The organism is Bacillus sp. 17RED48 (genome assembly GCF_019837545.1).
Classification (GTDB): domain Bacteria; phylum Bacillota; class Bacilli; order Bacillales; family Bacillaceae_G; genus Bacillus_A; species Bacillus_A wiedmannii.
In genome coordinates this window covers 157,117-172,277 of record NZ_JADAXG010000009.1, presented here as the reverse complement: position 1 = coordinate 172,277, position 15,161 = coordinate 157,117, and the positions used below count along the sequence as shown (strand labels likewise).

At 34.5% G+C, this 15,161-nt stretch carries 13 protein-coding genes; 3 read left to right on the top strand and 10 right to left on the bottom strand.

The features are described 5' to 3' along the window. Nucleotides 1-123 precede the first annotated feature (123 nt). Nucleotides 124-1,275, top strand: coding sequence for a VanZ family protein (locus ILT06_RS26890; protein WP_064477069.1), 1,152 nt, complete (start codon nucleotides 124-126; stop codon nucleotides 1,273-1,275). 7 nt (nucleotides 1,276-1,282) lie between these two features. Here the strand turns inward: ILT06_RS26890 and ILT06_RS26885 are convergent, their stop codons facing one another. The 5 genes from ILT06_RS26885 to ILT06_RS26865 all read right to left on the bottom strand — a co-directional run bounded on the left by ILT06_RS26885 (nucleotide 1,283) and on the right by ILT06_RS26865 (nucleotide 6,404). Beyond that, nucleotides 1,283-2,596, bottom strand: coding sequence for a D-arabinono-1,4-lactone oxidase (locus ILT06_RS26885; protein WP_064477070.1), 1,314 nt, complete (start codon nucleotides 2,594-2,596; stop codon nucleotides 1,283-1,285). Further along, nucleotides 2,584-3,756, bottom strand: a complete 1,173-nt coding sequence (locus ILT06_RS26880; RefSeq protein WP_222655668.1) for an amino acid deaminase/aldolase — start codon at nucleotides 3,754-3,756, stop codon at nucleotides 2,584-2,586. The genes ILT06_RS26885 and ILT06_RS26880 overlap by 13 nt, the downstream gene beginning before the upstream one ends. Before the next feature lie 111 nt (nucleotides 3,757-3,867). Next, nucleotides 3,868-4,869, bottom strand: a complete 1,002-nt coding sequence (sph, locus tag ILT06_RS26875) for a sphingomyelinase C (protein WP_064477072.1) — start codon at nucleotides 4,867-4,869, stop codon at nucleotides 3,868-3,870. A 74-nt stretch (nucleotides 4,870-4,943) separates the two neighbouring features. Continuing rightward, on the bottom strand, nucleotides 4,944-5,795 hold the full coding sequence (gene cerA, locus ILT06_RS26870; protein WP_000731009.1) for a phospholipase CerA: 852 nt from the start codon (nucleotides 5,793-5,795) through the stop codon (nucleotides 4,944-4,946). 264 nt (nucleotides 5,796-6,059) lie between these two features. Continuing rightward, complete coding sequence (locus ILT06_RS26865) at nucleotides 6,060-6,404, bottom strand: potassium channel family protein (protein WP_000948235.1); 345 nt, start codon at nucleotides 6,402-6,404, stop codon at nucleotides 6,060-6,062. Between the two features lie 269 nt (nucleotides 6,405-6,673). On the opposite strand from ILT06_RS26865, the gene ILT06_RS26860 reads away from it, so the two are divergent. Continuing rightward, nucleotides 6,674-7,552 carry a hypothetical protein gene (locus ILT06_RS26860; RefSeq protein ID WP_149174060.1) on the top strand — a complete coding sequence of 293 codons (879 nt, stop codon included), beginning with the start codon at nucleotides 6,674-6,676 and terminating at the stop codon, nucleotides 7,550-7,552. 74 nt (nucleotides 7,553-7,626) lie between these two features. Here ILT06_RS26860 and ILT06_RS26855 read toward each other — a convergent pair whose 3' ends face one another. Then, the gene (locus ILT06_RS26855; RefSeq protein ID WP_000948235.1) at nucleotides 7,627-7,971 is read right to left on the bottom strand and encodes a potassium channel family protein; all 345 of its coding nucleotides are present in this window, start codon (nucleotides 7,969-7,971) and stop codon (nucleotides 7,627-7,629) included. A 118-nt stretch (nucleotides 7,972-8,089) separates the two neighbouring features. Beyond that, the gene (gene bdhA / locus ILT06_RS26850) at nucleotides 8,090-9,142 is read right to left on the bottom strand and encodes a (R,R)-butanediol dehydrogenase (protein ID WP_000645832.1); all 1,053 of its coding nucleotides are present in this window, start codon (nucleotides 9,140-9,142) and stop codon (nucleotides 8,090-8,092) included. A 226-nt stretch (nucleotides 9,143-9,368) separates the two neighbouring features. On the opposite strand from bdhA, the gene ILT06_RS26845 reads away from it, so the two are divergent. Then, the gene (locus ILT06_RS26845; RefSeq protein WP_064477073.1) at nucleotides 9,369-10,547 is read left to right on the top strand and encodes an MFS transporter; all 1,179 of its coding nucleotides are present in this window, start codon (nucleotides 9,369-9,371) and stop codon (nucleotides 10,545-10,547) included. 283 nt (nucleotides 10,548-10,830) lie between these two features. Here the strand turns inward: ILT06_RS26845 and inhA2 are convergent, their stop codons facing one another. From inhA2 to rbsB, 3 genes are all read right to left on the bottom strand, one after another. Beyond that, nucleotides 10,831-13,230, bottom strand: a complete 2,400-nt coding sequence (gene inhA2, locus ILT06_RS26840) for a M6 family metalloprotease immune inhibitor InhA2 (RefSeq protein ID WP_064477074.1) — start codon at nucleotides 13,228-13,230, stop codon at nucleotides 10,831-10,833. 317 nt (nucleotides 13,231-13,547) lie between these two features. Continuing rightward, entirely contained in the window at nucleotides 13,548-14,195 is a 648-nt protein-coding gene (gene fsa / locus ILT06_RS26835; RefSeq protein WP_000667669.1) for a fructose-6-phosphate aldolase, read from the bottom strand. A 34-nt stretch (nucleotides 14,196-14,229) separates the two neighbouring features. Continuing rightward, nucleotides 14,230-15,156, bottom strand: a complete 927-nt coding sequence (rbsB, locus tag ILT06_RS26830; RefSeq protein ID WP_064477075.1) for a ribose ABC transporter substrate-binding protein RbsB — start codon at nucleotides 15,154-15,156, stop codon at nucleotides 14,230-14,232. Nucleotides 15,157-15,161 lie beyond the last annotated feature (5 nt).

Here is a 15,161-nt window from a genome sequence, read left to right as displayed (position 1 = left end):
ATTTAGTATAACTTAATCCCGTTTAAATTTGAAATTTTTTCTATTTAGAAATATTTTAATTTTGTTTTAAAGTTCTTTTAACGTTATAATGATAAACGAATTTTCATTGAAAGGAGCTTCATTTTGACTGCATATTTATTTCCAGTAAAAACAGCATTTATTTTATTTCCTATTTTAGCAATGTTTCTGTTAATCCCATTTTTAATATTTAATTATCGAAAATACGGTTATTTAAATAAATGGCGCTCATTTATTTTGTATTCATTACTACTCTATTTATTAAATGCCTATTTTCTTGTTATTTTGCCGTTACCACAAACGTATGATACTTGTAGCCTACAACCGGCTAATACACAGCACATGCAACTCTCACCATTTTATTTCATACAAGAGATTAGTAATCATACATCGGCAATTTTAGCGAAACCAACTACTTATTTCTATTTATTAAAAGAATCTGCGTTTTTACAAGTAGCATTTAACGTTCTATTAACCGTTCCATTCGGTGTTTATCTACGTTATTATTTCCGACGTAGTTTCTTACAAACAGTTTGTATTTCTTTTTGTCTTTCACTATTTTTCGAACTGACACAGGTGACTGGACTATACGGTATATACAATTGTGCATATCGCTTATTCGATATCGATGATCTATTTTTAAACACATTAGGCGGCGTAATTGGTTTTATCATTGCACCAATATTTACGTACTTCCTTCCGAAAACAAGCGAATTGGATAGTCATATTGATTTGGAAACAAAACCAGTCGGATTCGTTCGTCGTCTTATCGCTATGCAAATTGATTGGCTGTTCTTATCTATCGTTGTGCCTGTCATTAAAAATAAAGGAAATTCTCTATTTATTTCTAATGTCCAATCTTACACAAATGTATACGAACTCTTTTTCATTACATGTTCAATCTTTATTTACTTTATTATCATTCCATACTTTACGAATGGAAGAACAATAGGAAAAGCGTTGCTTCGGATTTACATTAAAGGACAAGCAGAGCGTATTACACTAAAAGAATTATTCATTCGTTACGGGATATTCTATTTCATTTTAGGCGGAATCAATTATATTCTTTCGAGTAGCTCTATCTTAAATCATACAGAGCCTTTAGTATTACTAGTTATACTATTATTCCAATTTGTAATTAACGGTCTATTTATTATTCATGTTTTATTACATGTATTTAGTCGTGATAAATTACTATTTTACGAGCGTATTAGTCAAACAAGAAATGCGATCATACTAAAAAAAGCTGACAAGTAATACTTTGTCAGCTTTTTTTCATAATCGTAAATAATTTTTCTGTGTAAGGATTTGAAAATATTTCTGCTTCATCTAGTAACTTCCTCGCCTTTAGAAACGAATGCATTTCTGGATATATATTTTGTAATTTTTCGTACGTTAACGTATGCATTTTCCCCCAATGCGGGCGTCCTTCATACTTTAGAAAAATTTTCTCTACCTCACCAAAATAAGCAGCATACTTCATACCTTTATACATATGAACAGCAATATACGCTGAATCCCTTCCATACGCTGGACTGAGCCATATATCATCCCTTTTCACATAACGGCATTCAATTGGGAAGTGCACTTTATATTTTTTCTTTTCAATAAGGTTTGAAATCTCTTCTACAACGGCCCGCATATATTTTGAAGGAACACTATACTCCATTTCATAAAATGGAACCGCACGCGATGTAGCAAATACTTCATAACTCGGACCAACTATCTTTGTATTCGGTACAGCTTTAGCCGATAATCGACTTACTCCTTTACTTATAGAAGGAAACCATTTACATCCTTTAGATAACAAAGAGAACATCTTATTTTCAAGCAACTCTACCTTTAGTTTATGCCATTTCAAGTCACTTTTTTTACCCGTTGTTTCGTTTGTAAATTTTACTTGCACTTCATCTGAATAAGGAAAAACGAAAAATTCAAAATGGCGATTCTTCTTATATTCTTCTAGCTTGTTCATTACCGTAGATAATGACTGTTTTTCACTTTTATAAACGAGTGAATAGGCTGGAATAACCTTCAATTTTATTTTTACAATGATACCTAACATTCCAAGCGACAACTGAAAGGCTCTCCAATATTCCACATTCTCAGTTTCCGAACAAACTATACTCTCACCTGTAGATAAAACTGCGGTAATCTCTATAACTTGTGTTGATAAACTTCCAAAGGTAATCCCCGTTCCATGAGTCCCTGTACTAATCGCTCCTGCAATAGATTGTGAATCAATATCCCCTAAATTTTCTTGTGCATAACCTTTTTCTTCAAGTAACTTCCCTAAATCATGTAACTTTGTTCCTGCCCATACTTCGGCAACCATCTTCTCTGCATCAATATCCAAAATACCTTTCAATTTATCTAAAGAAACTAAAATTTCTTCCGTTTGCACAAGAGGTGTAAATGAGTGTCCTGAACCGACAACACGAATTTTCTTCCCTTTTTTTCGAGCAAGCCCTACAACTTCTACTACATCTTGTATACTTTCTGGATACATCGTATAATGCGGCGTTCCTTCTACATTCCCTGTCCAATTTCTCCATTTTTGTCCCTTTATAGAAAGCATTGACCATCCCCCCGATATGTTGAATACTCCCCAACAATCTCTCCTTCTTTCACACGGTATAAAAAAGGAAAACGCTCACATAACTCACCAGCTTTACTATGGCGAAACAAGATAGAATCTCCTATCTCTACTCGTTCCTCACCGTTATAAAAAATCGGTGTTTGCACTTCGCCAGCGCCTTCTAAAGCTAATAGTTTGGCACCATTTGGTCTCCAAATCTCAGGTTCTTTATCTTTACCAATTGCACCTGAGGCAATATATCCACCACCTAGACAAGTGTAAATAGATGGGGCTGGTTTACGCACAACTGGTAAAGCAAATCCGACAGCTGGATGAAATTGCACCTCTTTATAATAATCAAACAGCTTCGGGGCATAAAAAGCAGAACCTATTGTAATCTCCGAAACCGCATTATCTTTCTCGGTTGTTTTTATACTTCCTGTGCCTCCCCCATTTATAAACCTTAGTTCAATACCTAGGTTTTGTATTTGTTTTACGATATGTCCTCTTCTGTCTTTAATTTCTAAAACCGATTTCTTCTTTAAATACGAAATTACTTTACTTTTCACTCGCTGATTCGGTATGTGATCTCCTACCCCAGCAATTTGGGCTTCATATCCCATTACACCATCTAGTATTAAACATGATGATTCTTTCACCCTTTTTACTATTTTCAAAGCACCTTGCACATCTTTTACTGGTGATCTTTTGACCCCAAAATGAAATTGAAAAAAATAACTACTCATATCAATATCCAAACAAACACGAAAACACCCTTTAGATTTCTCAGCAATTTTTTCTAAATAAACAATATGGTCTTCACAATCCACCATACAAGTTATAATGAGCCCTTGCTTTGTTAGCAAACTTATTTCATGTAAAGCTCTTTCATCATAAGCAGGATATCCGAGCAATAAATCATTGAATCCTTGTTCAATTAAAAACAAAGCCTCCCTAGGTGAAAAACACATAATACCTTGAAATCGATCATTTGCAGCTAAAACCTTTCGCATAACCGGAACAGAACGTAACGATTTACTCGCTATACGAATCTTCTTATTTCCACTTAATTCTATAATCGATTGAATATTTCTATCTAAAGACACCTCATCCAAAAATGCACACGGTAATGGAACTTCTTTAAAAATTCCTCTATCCACATTTTTTCTCTCCTCTTCTCTATATGTCTTATACATATTGGAAAGAAAGTTTAAATTTCCTCTTACAAAATAAAAAAGTTTCTTCCTATTTAAGAAGAAACTTTTTTAGGACTACTTCATAGAAATAGTCGCCTCTACTGGATAATGATCAGAATAATCATCATACGTATATTTTTTGAGCCATGATGTAACAGTCCACTGTGGAGATTTCGGTTGTAATACTTTATTCTCTATAAATGATGGATTCGCATGATCTTTACTTGCAATAATATAATCTAAATGTTCAGCAGGGCTATCAGGGAAATTATATTTCGCAATACTGTTTGTCGTCGCATCCCAAGTTGCTGTATGTCCTGTATAAGATGGAATAGAAGCGTGCAATGTTTTGAACATGGATGCGTACTCTGAATCACTATTGTTCTCTGCATTTATTTTGTTCACGTTCATATCACCACCAAATAGAACGTACTCGTTATTTGGTATATTCTTATTTTTTATAAAATCTTGAATTTCTTTTAACTGATTTGTACGTACAGATGCAGGTGAAGTTTTTCCGCACATACTATCTTCAGCCTGCAAATGCGTCCCAATTACATGAACGAAACGATCATTTTTCTTAATTTTCGTGTATACAAATCCTTTATTCGATAAATTATCTGGCCCGCATCCTTTTGCAAATACATATTGAACCTTTTCAACGATCGGCCATTTGCTCACGATTGCAACTCCCCCATCTTCAGGAGTTGAAGATGAATAGCTACCTAACGTTTTATCCCATTCGTTTCCGTTACTACGGCCTAATACCGCTGTTTGATTTGGATATTCTTTCTTCAAATTCCCTAACAAACGATCTGATGCGCTATTATCAAACACTTCATTTAATATAACTACATCCTGATTCTTAATATAATCCGCTGCCCCAATTAAATCAGCACGCTCGCTTTGTCCCCAGTTCGGATATAAGTTTGTTGATAGCATGTACACGTTATGCGTCATCACTTTCAAATTGTTATTTTGATCTGTAGACATCTCTGCCTGAGCTGAAGATCCTCCGTATAAAACTCCTAAACCAATTCCAAAGCTAAGTACACCTTTTAGCAAATTACCTTTCACGTTTCATACCTCCATGTGTATAGTGATAAAAAGGCCAAATACTCTATTATGAGATTTGACCTTTTTTTAAATACTTAACGATCTCCGTACGTATCAAACCAAAGCTGAATGTATCCGGCAGTAACACGTTGTGCATCCATTAATCGCTTACCTGTCATTGGTGTAACTTCAGCGCGCCATTTATCTGCATATTCTTGTGATACAGCTGCTTTTACGAACCAATCTTTCGTATTATCATTTACAATTCCAGAGTAATCTTGTTTCGCTGCTACTGCCGCTCCATGAATCCACTCTTCTGGATTTGTACCTTTCCAGTTCCAATATCCATTTCCATCCGTTACTTTATAATTATCTTTTATCGTATCTACAAAGTTTTCATATTTAGAATGGAATCCTTGTGGGTATGAAAGATTTGTAAAGTTTGCCGCATGCATCGGTTGGTTTACATCTCCTAAATAATGAAGAGATAATCCTAAATAGAAGAATGCTTGTTTCATATCTTTATTTTTGTATGACTCACCAGCTAATTTAAAATATTTAGCCCCAGTTTCTTTTGCCTGCTTTGCAAATGGAATATATGTTTTTCCATTGTCTGGATCATAGAAATGTGAAGCAAATGTGCTATTATCATAATAAGGATTTTCATAGTCAGCAGCGTAAATACCGTTCTCTAACTCTGTACGCCATTCATTTAATTGTGCAACTCGATCTTGTTTTACAAGTGTTGTATTGCGAGACATAATATCAATGGCACGGTTTACAATCCATAAATGAGAGTTTACGCCTTCTTTATGCTTATCTTCAGCAGACCAGCGGTGAACTATTTTTATTTTACTTCCCCCATCATTTTCATGTGCAAATGCAACACTTTGTAATGGCGCTACTAATGTAATAGCTGCTGCTAAAGCAAGTACTTTCTTTTTCATCTGAAATCCTCCATTTTATAATTGAATTATTGTAAACTTTTTGTTAGGATCCTAAGATGTCGTCCGGTTAACCTATGACTAGAATATCCCACCTTTCATGAAATTTCTATCAATAAATTAAAATATGCAAATTTTCATATCATTATAACTTTATACATAGTGAATATAATGAATGAATGCACTTATATTGTAATAAAGTATTGTTAAGCTACTACGAATGATTGTCAAAACTAATGTAAAAAAAGAGTAAAGCATTCACATGCTTTACTCTTTTTTTCTATTCGATAATATACTTGGCAGTTGTACATTAACTGCCAACTTATGAATAAATCCAAACACTAATCCAATCCCAATAAATATGTATAAGATTGTAAATATCTTTCCGAAATCAGTTTGCGGACTAAAATCCCCATCACCGACAGTCGTCAACGTGACCACACTAAAATATAAAGCGTCAAGAGGACGTAATCCTTCAACTGTACTATAAAAAATTGTACCAGATGTTAATGTTAAAAATGTTAATACGAATAACACTTGAAATTCTTTATCTTTCCACGCTCGTAAACAAGCTTTTAGCATTCGTTTCAATGTCAACATAAATGAAAGCATTAGACTTCTCCTTCCAAACAAAATACCTGTAGTTAAAGGAAAGTCTATCACTTTTCTGTATTGAAGAATCTTCACTTTTCCTATGATTCATTTTTTATCAAGAAGTAAGTATTGCTTCATTTTTAGCATAGATATATATAATTCAAAAAACACATATTAGGATATTGAAATAAAACTATTTATATTTTAATATTAATATACATAGTTTTATTTTAGCAGTTTTTTACTATTAGAGACAGAAGTACTATTTTAGGAGAGAGTGAATTAATATGGAGAAAAGTTTTTCAAATTTAATTGCTTCAGATGATAAAGAAATAGTCACTGAGACGATTATGATTAAGGATAATATTTTGAAGTTTAATGATATTACTTTACATTTAAGTAATATAGCAGTTGTATACGCGGGTAAAAAGAAATTAAGAATCCCTTATCTTGCAATAGTTATCTTTTTAATATCTTGCTTCTTTATGTTCCAAATTCCATCGGTTGGATTTATTGGAGGGATTGGATCAGGGCTATATATTTGGTCGGTTTATAAATCATATTTAAGTAATAATTTATATTTGAATTTTCAAATGAACTCAGGTCAGTACTATCGAATTTACTTTTCAGATAAGTCTTTTCTAGAAAAAGCTAAGTCTATTGTAGAAAATTCTTTTAATAATAAAAATATGGAATATATAGTAAAGATAGAAGAGCAGAAAATAGTTTATGGAAATGATTACAAAGTAAATGGAGACAACAATGTTATTGATACTACTATTCAAGAGGGAGCCAATGTGAACTCTCATAATAAAGATAGTTTTAATAAGAGAAATGAAGATAATTCCGTGAAGATTCGAGATATTAAAGATTCTTCAATAAATGGAGCAAATTTTGGTAATAATAATAACCTTAAAACTAATAAAGTAGATAACTATGACTGGAAAGAACTTGGTTCAGAGTTGGAAAAAGTAATAGAAGCTATTAAAATTGATTCTGATGTAAAAGAAGCCAGTATTGAAGCTCTTCATGCTAGCAAGGCGGAAGATAGAGATCTTTTTGAATCAACTATTAAAAAAAGATGTAAAGAATTTTCAACAGAGCTTTTTCGAAATACCGCAGATAAAGTGCTCCAACAGATAGTAAATAAAATCTTGGAGCTATGATAACTATTAATAATTGAAAGTTTTATTAATAAAATTAGTTGTATACGTTTAAAAGAGTAAAGCATCCACATGCTTTACTCTTTTTTTCTATTCGATAATATACTTGGCAGTTGTACATTAACTGCCAACTTATGAATAAATCCAAACACTAATCCAATCCCAATAAATATGTATAAGATTGTAAATATCTTTCCGAAATCAGTTTGCGGACTAAAATCCCCATCACCGACAGTCGTCAACGTGACCACACTAAAATATAAAGCGTCAAGAGGACGTAATCCTTCAACTGTACTATAAAAAATTGTACCAGATGTTAATGTTAAAAATGTTAATACGAATAATACTTGAAATTCTTTATCTTTCCATGCTCGTAAACAAGCTTTTAGCATTCGTTTCAATGTCAACATAAATGAAAGCATTAGACTACCCCTTCCAAACAAAATACCTGTAGTTAAAGGAAAGTCTATCACCTTTCTGTATAGAAAAAAAGTAGCCCTCTTCTATTTCTAGAAAAGGGCTACTTTTTACTATTCTCTATTATTTAGGTGAAACAAGAATTTTCACTTGTGTTTTATCTTTTACAAGTGCTTCAAATCCTTCTTCAACAACTTGATCTACTGTGATTTTTTTCGTAATTAATTTCTCTGCTTGAATTTGGCCAGAGCTAATTAATTTAATAACAGCTGGGAAGATATGACGGTATCCAAGAATACCGATAACTTCTTTTTCTTTTAGTACAAGGTTGTTTGGCGTAATTGTCGCATCTTTTTCCCACACACTAACAATTACAGTTTGTCCTTCAAAGCTTGTACTTTCAATCGCTTGACGAAGTACTACTTCGACACCTGTTACTTCAAAGCTCACATTTACACCTAAACCATTTGTTAAGTTACGAATTTCTGCTAGTACATCTTGAGTAGCTGGATTTAATACATAATCCGCACCTGCTAATTTTGCTAACTCTTGACGTTCTTTAGAAAGTTCTACTGCAATAACAGGAGTTGCTCCTGCTGCTTTAGCTGCTTGAATGACAAGAAGTCCAATTGGACCACAACCAAATACTGCTACAGCTTCCCCTTCTTTTAATTTACTTTGACGTACTGCATGAACTGCTACCGCTGCTGGTTCTACAAGTGCACCTTGTTCATATGTCATTTCATCAGGAATATGGTGGACCATATCTTCTGGTACTACTGTATATTCAGAGAAACCGCCGCCGTCTCCGCCAAGACCGTGGAAAACAAGTTGTTCACAAACATTGTAATGTCCATGTTTACAAGCTTCACATTTACCACAAGAATAAATTGGTTCTACAACGACGCGATCTCCCACTTTATGAGAAGTAACGCCTTCACCGATTTCAACTACCTCACCACTAAACTCATGACCTAAAATAACCGGTGCTTTTACGTGTGTTAATGGGTGCTCTTCTGTTGGAATAAAAATAGGTCCTGCTAAATATTCATGCAAGTCTGTTCCGCAGATACCACACCATTTCACTTTAATCTTAACTGCTCCTGGTCTTACAGTTGGTTCTGGTACTTCTTCTACTCGTACATCGCGTTGATTATGCCAAAGTAATGCTTTCATTTTATACATCCCTCTCTACGTATATACTTAACCTGGTGAAGTTTACAAATCTATTATAATACTTCTATCCATATATTTCAAAAAAACAATATCATTTCCACTAAATTTTAACAAATAACGTTCAATATTTTGTCACTTTGTACTTTTTTCCACATCTGTTAATGCTAATTTCATTGCGGTTGAAATTAGCATTATGCCATAATAGCAGAGGAGAGGTGAATATCGCTTGAAATATTTTATTTACTTTATTGTTATCGTAGCGTTTCTAGATACATTTTCACAATTACCTATTATGAGTACGTTCGCTCAAAGTCTTGGAGGATCTCCTCTTATTATTGGGCTAGTTGTCGGTATGTACTCATTCGCTAATATGATCGGTAATATTATTGCTGGCGCTGCTGTCGATAAATTTGGTGCAAAAAAAATACTTTATATAAGCATGGGACTTACGAGTTTCATAGTCTTGTTATACACCGTTGTTCAAAGTGGTGAACAACTATTAGTTGTGCGCTTTATGCACGGCTTTAGTGACGGATTTTTAATTCCTGCTGCCTTTACGTTTTTATCAAAACAAACAAGTTCAGCAAGACAAGGTAAGGCAATGGCTCTATCTGGTGCTGCTGTTGGAACAGCGGCAATTGTAGGACCTGCTTTCAGTGGAATTATGAAAGCAACTGCTGGTATAGAGTGGGTGTTCATTACCATTTCTATTTTAATGGTCCTTGGTACAATCGTATCTCTATTCTTCTTACCAAATAACGTATCAAGAAAAGATACTTCAAGAACACAAATGATGAACAAAGAAGATATGATTGAACTATTGAAATCAGAACCGTTATTGCAAGCATATATTGGTGCTTTCACGCTAATGTTTTCACAAGGAATTGTCACGTATATGCTACCAGTGAAAGTTGAGGCATTAGCACTTAAAGCATCTACAACAGGCATGATGTTAAGTGTATTCGGCATTACCGCTATCCTCTTCTTCTTGCTGCCAACAAACCGTATTTATGATCGATTTAATCGTTCAAAACTCATGCTAATTGGTATTGCAGTAATGGCATTTGCGTTATCATTACTTGGATTATTCGCAACAAAAGGTATGCTCTTTATCGTTATGATGATTTATGGCATTGGATTTGCTATCCTTTTCCCATCGATAAATGCATTACTTGTTGAAAATACGACAGATAATAAGCGCGGAAAAGCATTCGGATTGTTTTATGCTTTCTTCTCATTAGGAGTTGTTGCTGGATCCTTTACAGTTGGTGTAATCGGGGCATCCCCTAGCGTCAGCTTCGTTATCGGAACTGCATTCTTATTAACATTCGCTGGAATGATTTATGTAAGAAGCAAAATAAAAAGTAAAGCAAAAAGCAAAGTAAAAAAGACAATGATGGGATAACTCCATCATTGTCTTTTTTCGCCTAATCTATATTACTTTTTTATATAAACAAGTAATACTGTAAATAAACTTATGTATAAAGACAATACTACATTTCTCCTTTTACAAAAAAAGTGTATAAATACCGATGATACTTCGACAATTTCCTCGGAAATATTTCCTATCCCCACATAATTTGATACACTACATATGAACAGAAACTTGTATTACATAGGCTAAAATAATAACTTACTGTACAAATTAAAAAGCACATTCTCCATAGGAAGAATGTGCTTTTATATTATTAACGTTTAATCCAAACAGCGCCTGCCGATTTATCGTCTGCCTGTCCAACAACTTGGAATTTAAGTCCAAGGTTTGGAACTTTTCTTCCTGCGTCTGCAATTTGTTTGTTACTATATACTTTTGAATCATCAAAAGTTGTAACACCTTGTAATCCAGAATAGTTAAACTGTCCACGTGTTAATGAGTTTACACTCCATGCTGGTGTTTGATCAAATGAAAATGCAGCGTCTGCAATTTGCATGCCTGTATTACCATACGCTGGTTTCCCGTTTAAATTACCAACAAGTGCTTCTGGATGAGAGTCTACAACACCAAGGAAGCCTTCACCTGGATGCACCCCAACCCAGTTATCTTTAAAGCTATCATCTGCATACCAAACGACAAGACCTGTATTATACACTGGACCTTTTCCTGCTTTTAATCCGTTATCTGACCCCGCATAGTTTCTCCACTCTAGGTAGTAATAATGAGCTTTCTTCTCTGTTCCATCAGAAACAACAAAACCATTTACATTCATTTTAGCCTGTCCTTCTGTATCATCAGAAAATACAACTTGTCCATCAACAGTTACATTTACATTATCCATCGCAAAACCTTTATATGTTACAGCAGGATCTGTAATATAATCGAATTGCAGTTTCACCTTTTTCCCTTTAAATTGACTTAAATCATATGATTTATCCATCCATTTCCCATCTGTTGTATCTTTATCTTCTTGGACTACTTTTTCTCCAAGTCTCTCAATTAATGTTTTCGTTCCATCTTCTGTTACTGCATGTACTTCAACAAAATCACACTCTGCTTCTAACTCATAATTTGCTTTATAATCGAATTTCGCATTTGTTCCTTTTGTTAAATCAATGAATGGTGTTTCTAATGTTGTATGCATATCATCGCCTCTTGTACTATAATATGCATGCTTTCCAAACTCCGGTTTAATCGTTTCAACACTTTTACCTGGTAAGTTAACACGTACAACGCCTGGACGATTGGATTTTGTAACACTTTGATCAATATATGTAGGAACTCCTACTCCACGCTTAATTTTATCGTAATCTACTTCTAAAATTTTTGCCCAGTTGCCACCCATATTCTTTTGTAAGAAGTCTTTATTTTGTGGTGAGAAACTAGTTGGCTCTGTTCCTGCAATTTTCCCTGTCCAACTACCTCCACTCATTAATGACCACGCTTCGACAGGTGAACCAGTTCCAGTATATTTCGTGTCATATTCATCAGGTAAGCCAAGATCATGTCCAAATTCATGCGCAAATACACCTACTGCTCCATCCTCTGGTTCAATTGTATAATCATGCGCCGCTACTTTTCCACCAAAGTAATCTACCTTTGATTTTGTACCTTCAACCGCTACTGGATCTATTGCTAATTTTGAACGATGTGACCAAATTGCATCATCACCTAATTTACCGCCACCAGCTTCTTGACCAACGCCAGCATGGATTACCATTAAATGATCAATTACACCATCAGGTTCATTTTGATTTCCATCACCATTTGTATCATATCTATCAAATTGATCAAATTGAGATAAATCTAGCCCTTTCTCAGCAGCTGCATGTAAAGCTTCTTTCACTAAATCACGTGCGCCTTTTGGCCCTTTATTATCGTGACCACTACTACCATCAGCACCGTAGTCAGACGCTTTTCCTGGAACAGTTAGCCATTCCGTTACATATCCATCCGTCTTATAACTTCCGCCTGATTGCTCTTCATAATATTGTTTAAATGTTTTTACTTTCGAACCATCAAATAATGTGTACGGTTCATTACCAAATAACATTTTTTGATAATGCTCTCTACTAAAGTCATTCGAATACATATACCCTGGTGTTTGATCAATATTATTATGTTTATAATCACTAAATTCAACGAGTAATACTAATACTTTATCAGTTCGAACTGACCCTTTATATGGCGCTTGCTTTGCTTTAGAAGTTGGGACTTGCCCATTCAATTGTTTTTTATTTGGTTCTGGCTTTTGCTCAGGGCTAACATTTTTTTCAGGTTTTTTTACCTTTTCCTTTTCTTCCATTTTTTTCTCTTTTACTTTTTTCACAAAATCAGATGCCTCTTTAGCAGTATCCGCTGGTAGGATTTCTTTATTTGCCTGATCGCCTTGTTTCTTTTCAATATACTTTTCTACAGCCTTTTTCGTCTCTTCTTTAGAAGATGCTGGATTAATTGTTCCTCTTTCTTTCAACGCTTCCGCTAAACGATCTTCTTGAATTAAATTGTAATCAATTGGTGTTGTAGATACATTATCTTTCTCTTTTGCTGGCGTTTCTGCGTATGCTAGCGGAGTACTCATTACAGATGTGCATCCGATAATTGCCGCAATTGCTAAAGATGATAGCACTTTAAATGGCGCTTTTCTTCTCATTCTATTTCTCTCCTTTTATAAAACTTAAAATTCAGATAAATTAGTGCATTTAAATCGAAATCCCTACTTTCTGCCCTCCCTATATAAAAAGGCATAATTCTATAAACGTTAAGCTTTCTGTTATAGAATCATGCCCCTCCAGTTTTCTGGTCAGAACCTCTACCTTTTTATGTCGAAATATGAAAAATAAAAAGTGATTTGATATATATTAAATAGCTTATATAACAAATTTAAAAGACAATATGCAAAATTGCATGAAAATTCTTTTAAATAAAAAAAGAACCCTAGTCAATTAAACTAGGATTCTCGATTTTCTATTATTTCTCTTGTGTTTTTTCCCAATCAGCTAAGAATTTCTCAATTCCTTGATCTGTTAATGGATGTTTCACTAATGAAGCAATTACGTTTGCTGGGATTGTTGCAATATGTGAACCGTTTAATGCTGCTTCTGTTACGTGAACACTGTGACGTACAGATGCTGCAATGATTTCTGTTTCAATGCCGTGAATTGCAAAGATTTCTGCGATTTGGCGAATTAAGTCCATACCGTTATGACCGATATCGTCTAAGCGACCTAAGAATGGTGAAACGTATGTTGCACCAGCACGAGCTGCAAGTAATGCTTGAACTGCTGAGAATACTAATGTAACGTTTGTACGAATTCCTAAGTCAGAGAATGCTTTTACTGCTTTTAAACCTTCTGTTGTCATTGGAACTTTTACAACAACGTTTGGAGCAATTTTCGCTAATTCTTTTCCTTCTTCAATCATTTTATCAGCTTCTAAGCTAATTACTTCTGCGCTTACAGGTCCTTCTATAAAGCTGCAAATTTCACGAATACGCTCGTGGAAATCTACGCCTTCTTTTGCTACAAGTGATGGGTTTGTCGTTACTCCAGCTACTACGCCTAATGCATTTGCCTCTTTAATTTCATTAATGTTTGCTGTATCAATAAAGAATTTCATTTATTATTCTTCCTTCCTAATTTTCATTTTATATTTATTTATTTTTCTTAATAAGCTCTAATTCAATCGGAATAGATTTGTCCACTTTTTTACCTTGCGTGATCTCTTTTGCTGTTTGCATCGCCTTCTCTCCGATTAATTCCGGTTTTTGAGCAACTGTTGCAGCCATACGCCCATCTTTAACCGCTTTTACAGCATCTTCTGTCGCATCAAACCCAACAACGACTACATCCGTTTTTCCAGCAGATTTCAATGCTTCAAGTGCACCTAATGCCATCTCGTCGTTATGCGCAAACACAGCTTTAATATCACCATTTGCTTGTAAAATGTTTTCCATAACAGATAATCCTTTTGCTCTATCAAAATCAGCCGCTTGTTTGGCAACTACTTTTAAAGATTTATCAGCTACGTTATGGAATCCTTTCCCACGTTCACGAGCAGCAGAAGACCCAGGGATTCCTTCTAACTCAGCAACGTTTGCTCCCCCGCCAACTAATTCACGAATGTAATCACTGGCCATTTGACCACCTTCGATATTATTAGAGGCAATGTGAGAAACAACCTTACCTGAATTCGCAACGCGGTCTACTGTAATAACAGGAACATTTGCTGCATTTGCCGCACTTACTGCTGAAGCAACAGCATCTGAATCGGTCGGATTAATAACAACTACATCGACACCTTTTTGAATTAAATCCTCAACATCGTTCGTTTGCTTTGCTGCATCATTTTGTGCATCAACAGCAATCAATTCAATACCGCTTGCTTTCGCTTGCTTTTCTGCACCCTTTTTCAAAGTTACAAAAAATGGATTATTTAAAGTTGAAACAGAGAATCCAACTTTAATAGTTTTATTTCGACCTTTATCGCTAGAATCCTTTGCCCATTCTGGTGGTTCCATTGAACAACCAGCAGTAATGACCATAATACATGCAACGAGTATAAGTAACCATTTCTTCATGAACT

Excerpts from the sequence above, each read along its gene's own strand:
- ILT06_RS26885 (WP_064477070.1), bottom strand. The coding sequence starts at position 2,596 with ATGCTTTCTATAAAGGGACAAAAATGGAGAAATTGGACAGGGAATGTA.
- cerA (WP_000731009.1), bottom strand. The coding sequence starts at position 5,795 with ATGAAAAAGAAAGTACTTGCTTTAGCAGCAGCTATTACATTAGTAGCG.
- ILT06_RS26865 (WP_000948235.1), bottom strand. The coding sequence starts at position 6,404 with ATGCTTTCATTTATGTTGACATTGAAACGAATGCTAAAAGCTTGTTTA.
- ILT06_RS26860 (WP_149174060.1), top strand. The coding sequence starts at position 6,674 with ATGGAGAAAAGTTTTTCAAATTTAATTGCTTCAGATGATAAAGAAATA.
- ILT06_RS26855 (WP_000948235.1), bottom strand. The coding sequence starts at position 7,971 with ATGCTTTCATTTATGTTGACATTGAAACGAATGCTAAAAGCTTGTTTA.
- bdhA (WP_000645832.1), bottom strand. The coding sequence starts at position 9,142 with ATGAAAGCATTACTTTGGCATAATCAACGCGATGTACGAGTAGAAGAA.
- inhA2 (WP_064477074.1), bottom strand. The coding sequence starts at position 13,230 with ATGAGAAGAAAAGCGCCATTTAAAGTGCTATCATCTTTAGCAATTGCG.
- fsa (WP_000667669.1), bottom strand. The coding sequence starts at position 14,195 with ATGAAATTCTTTATTGATACAGCAAACATTAATGAAATTAAAGAGGCA.
- rbsB (WP_064477075.1), bottom strand. The coding sequence starts at position 15,156 with ATGAAGAAATGGTTACTTATACTCGTTGCATGTATTATGGTCATTACT.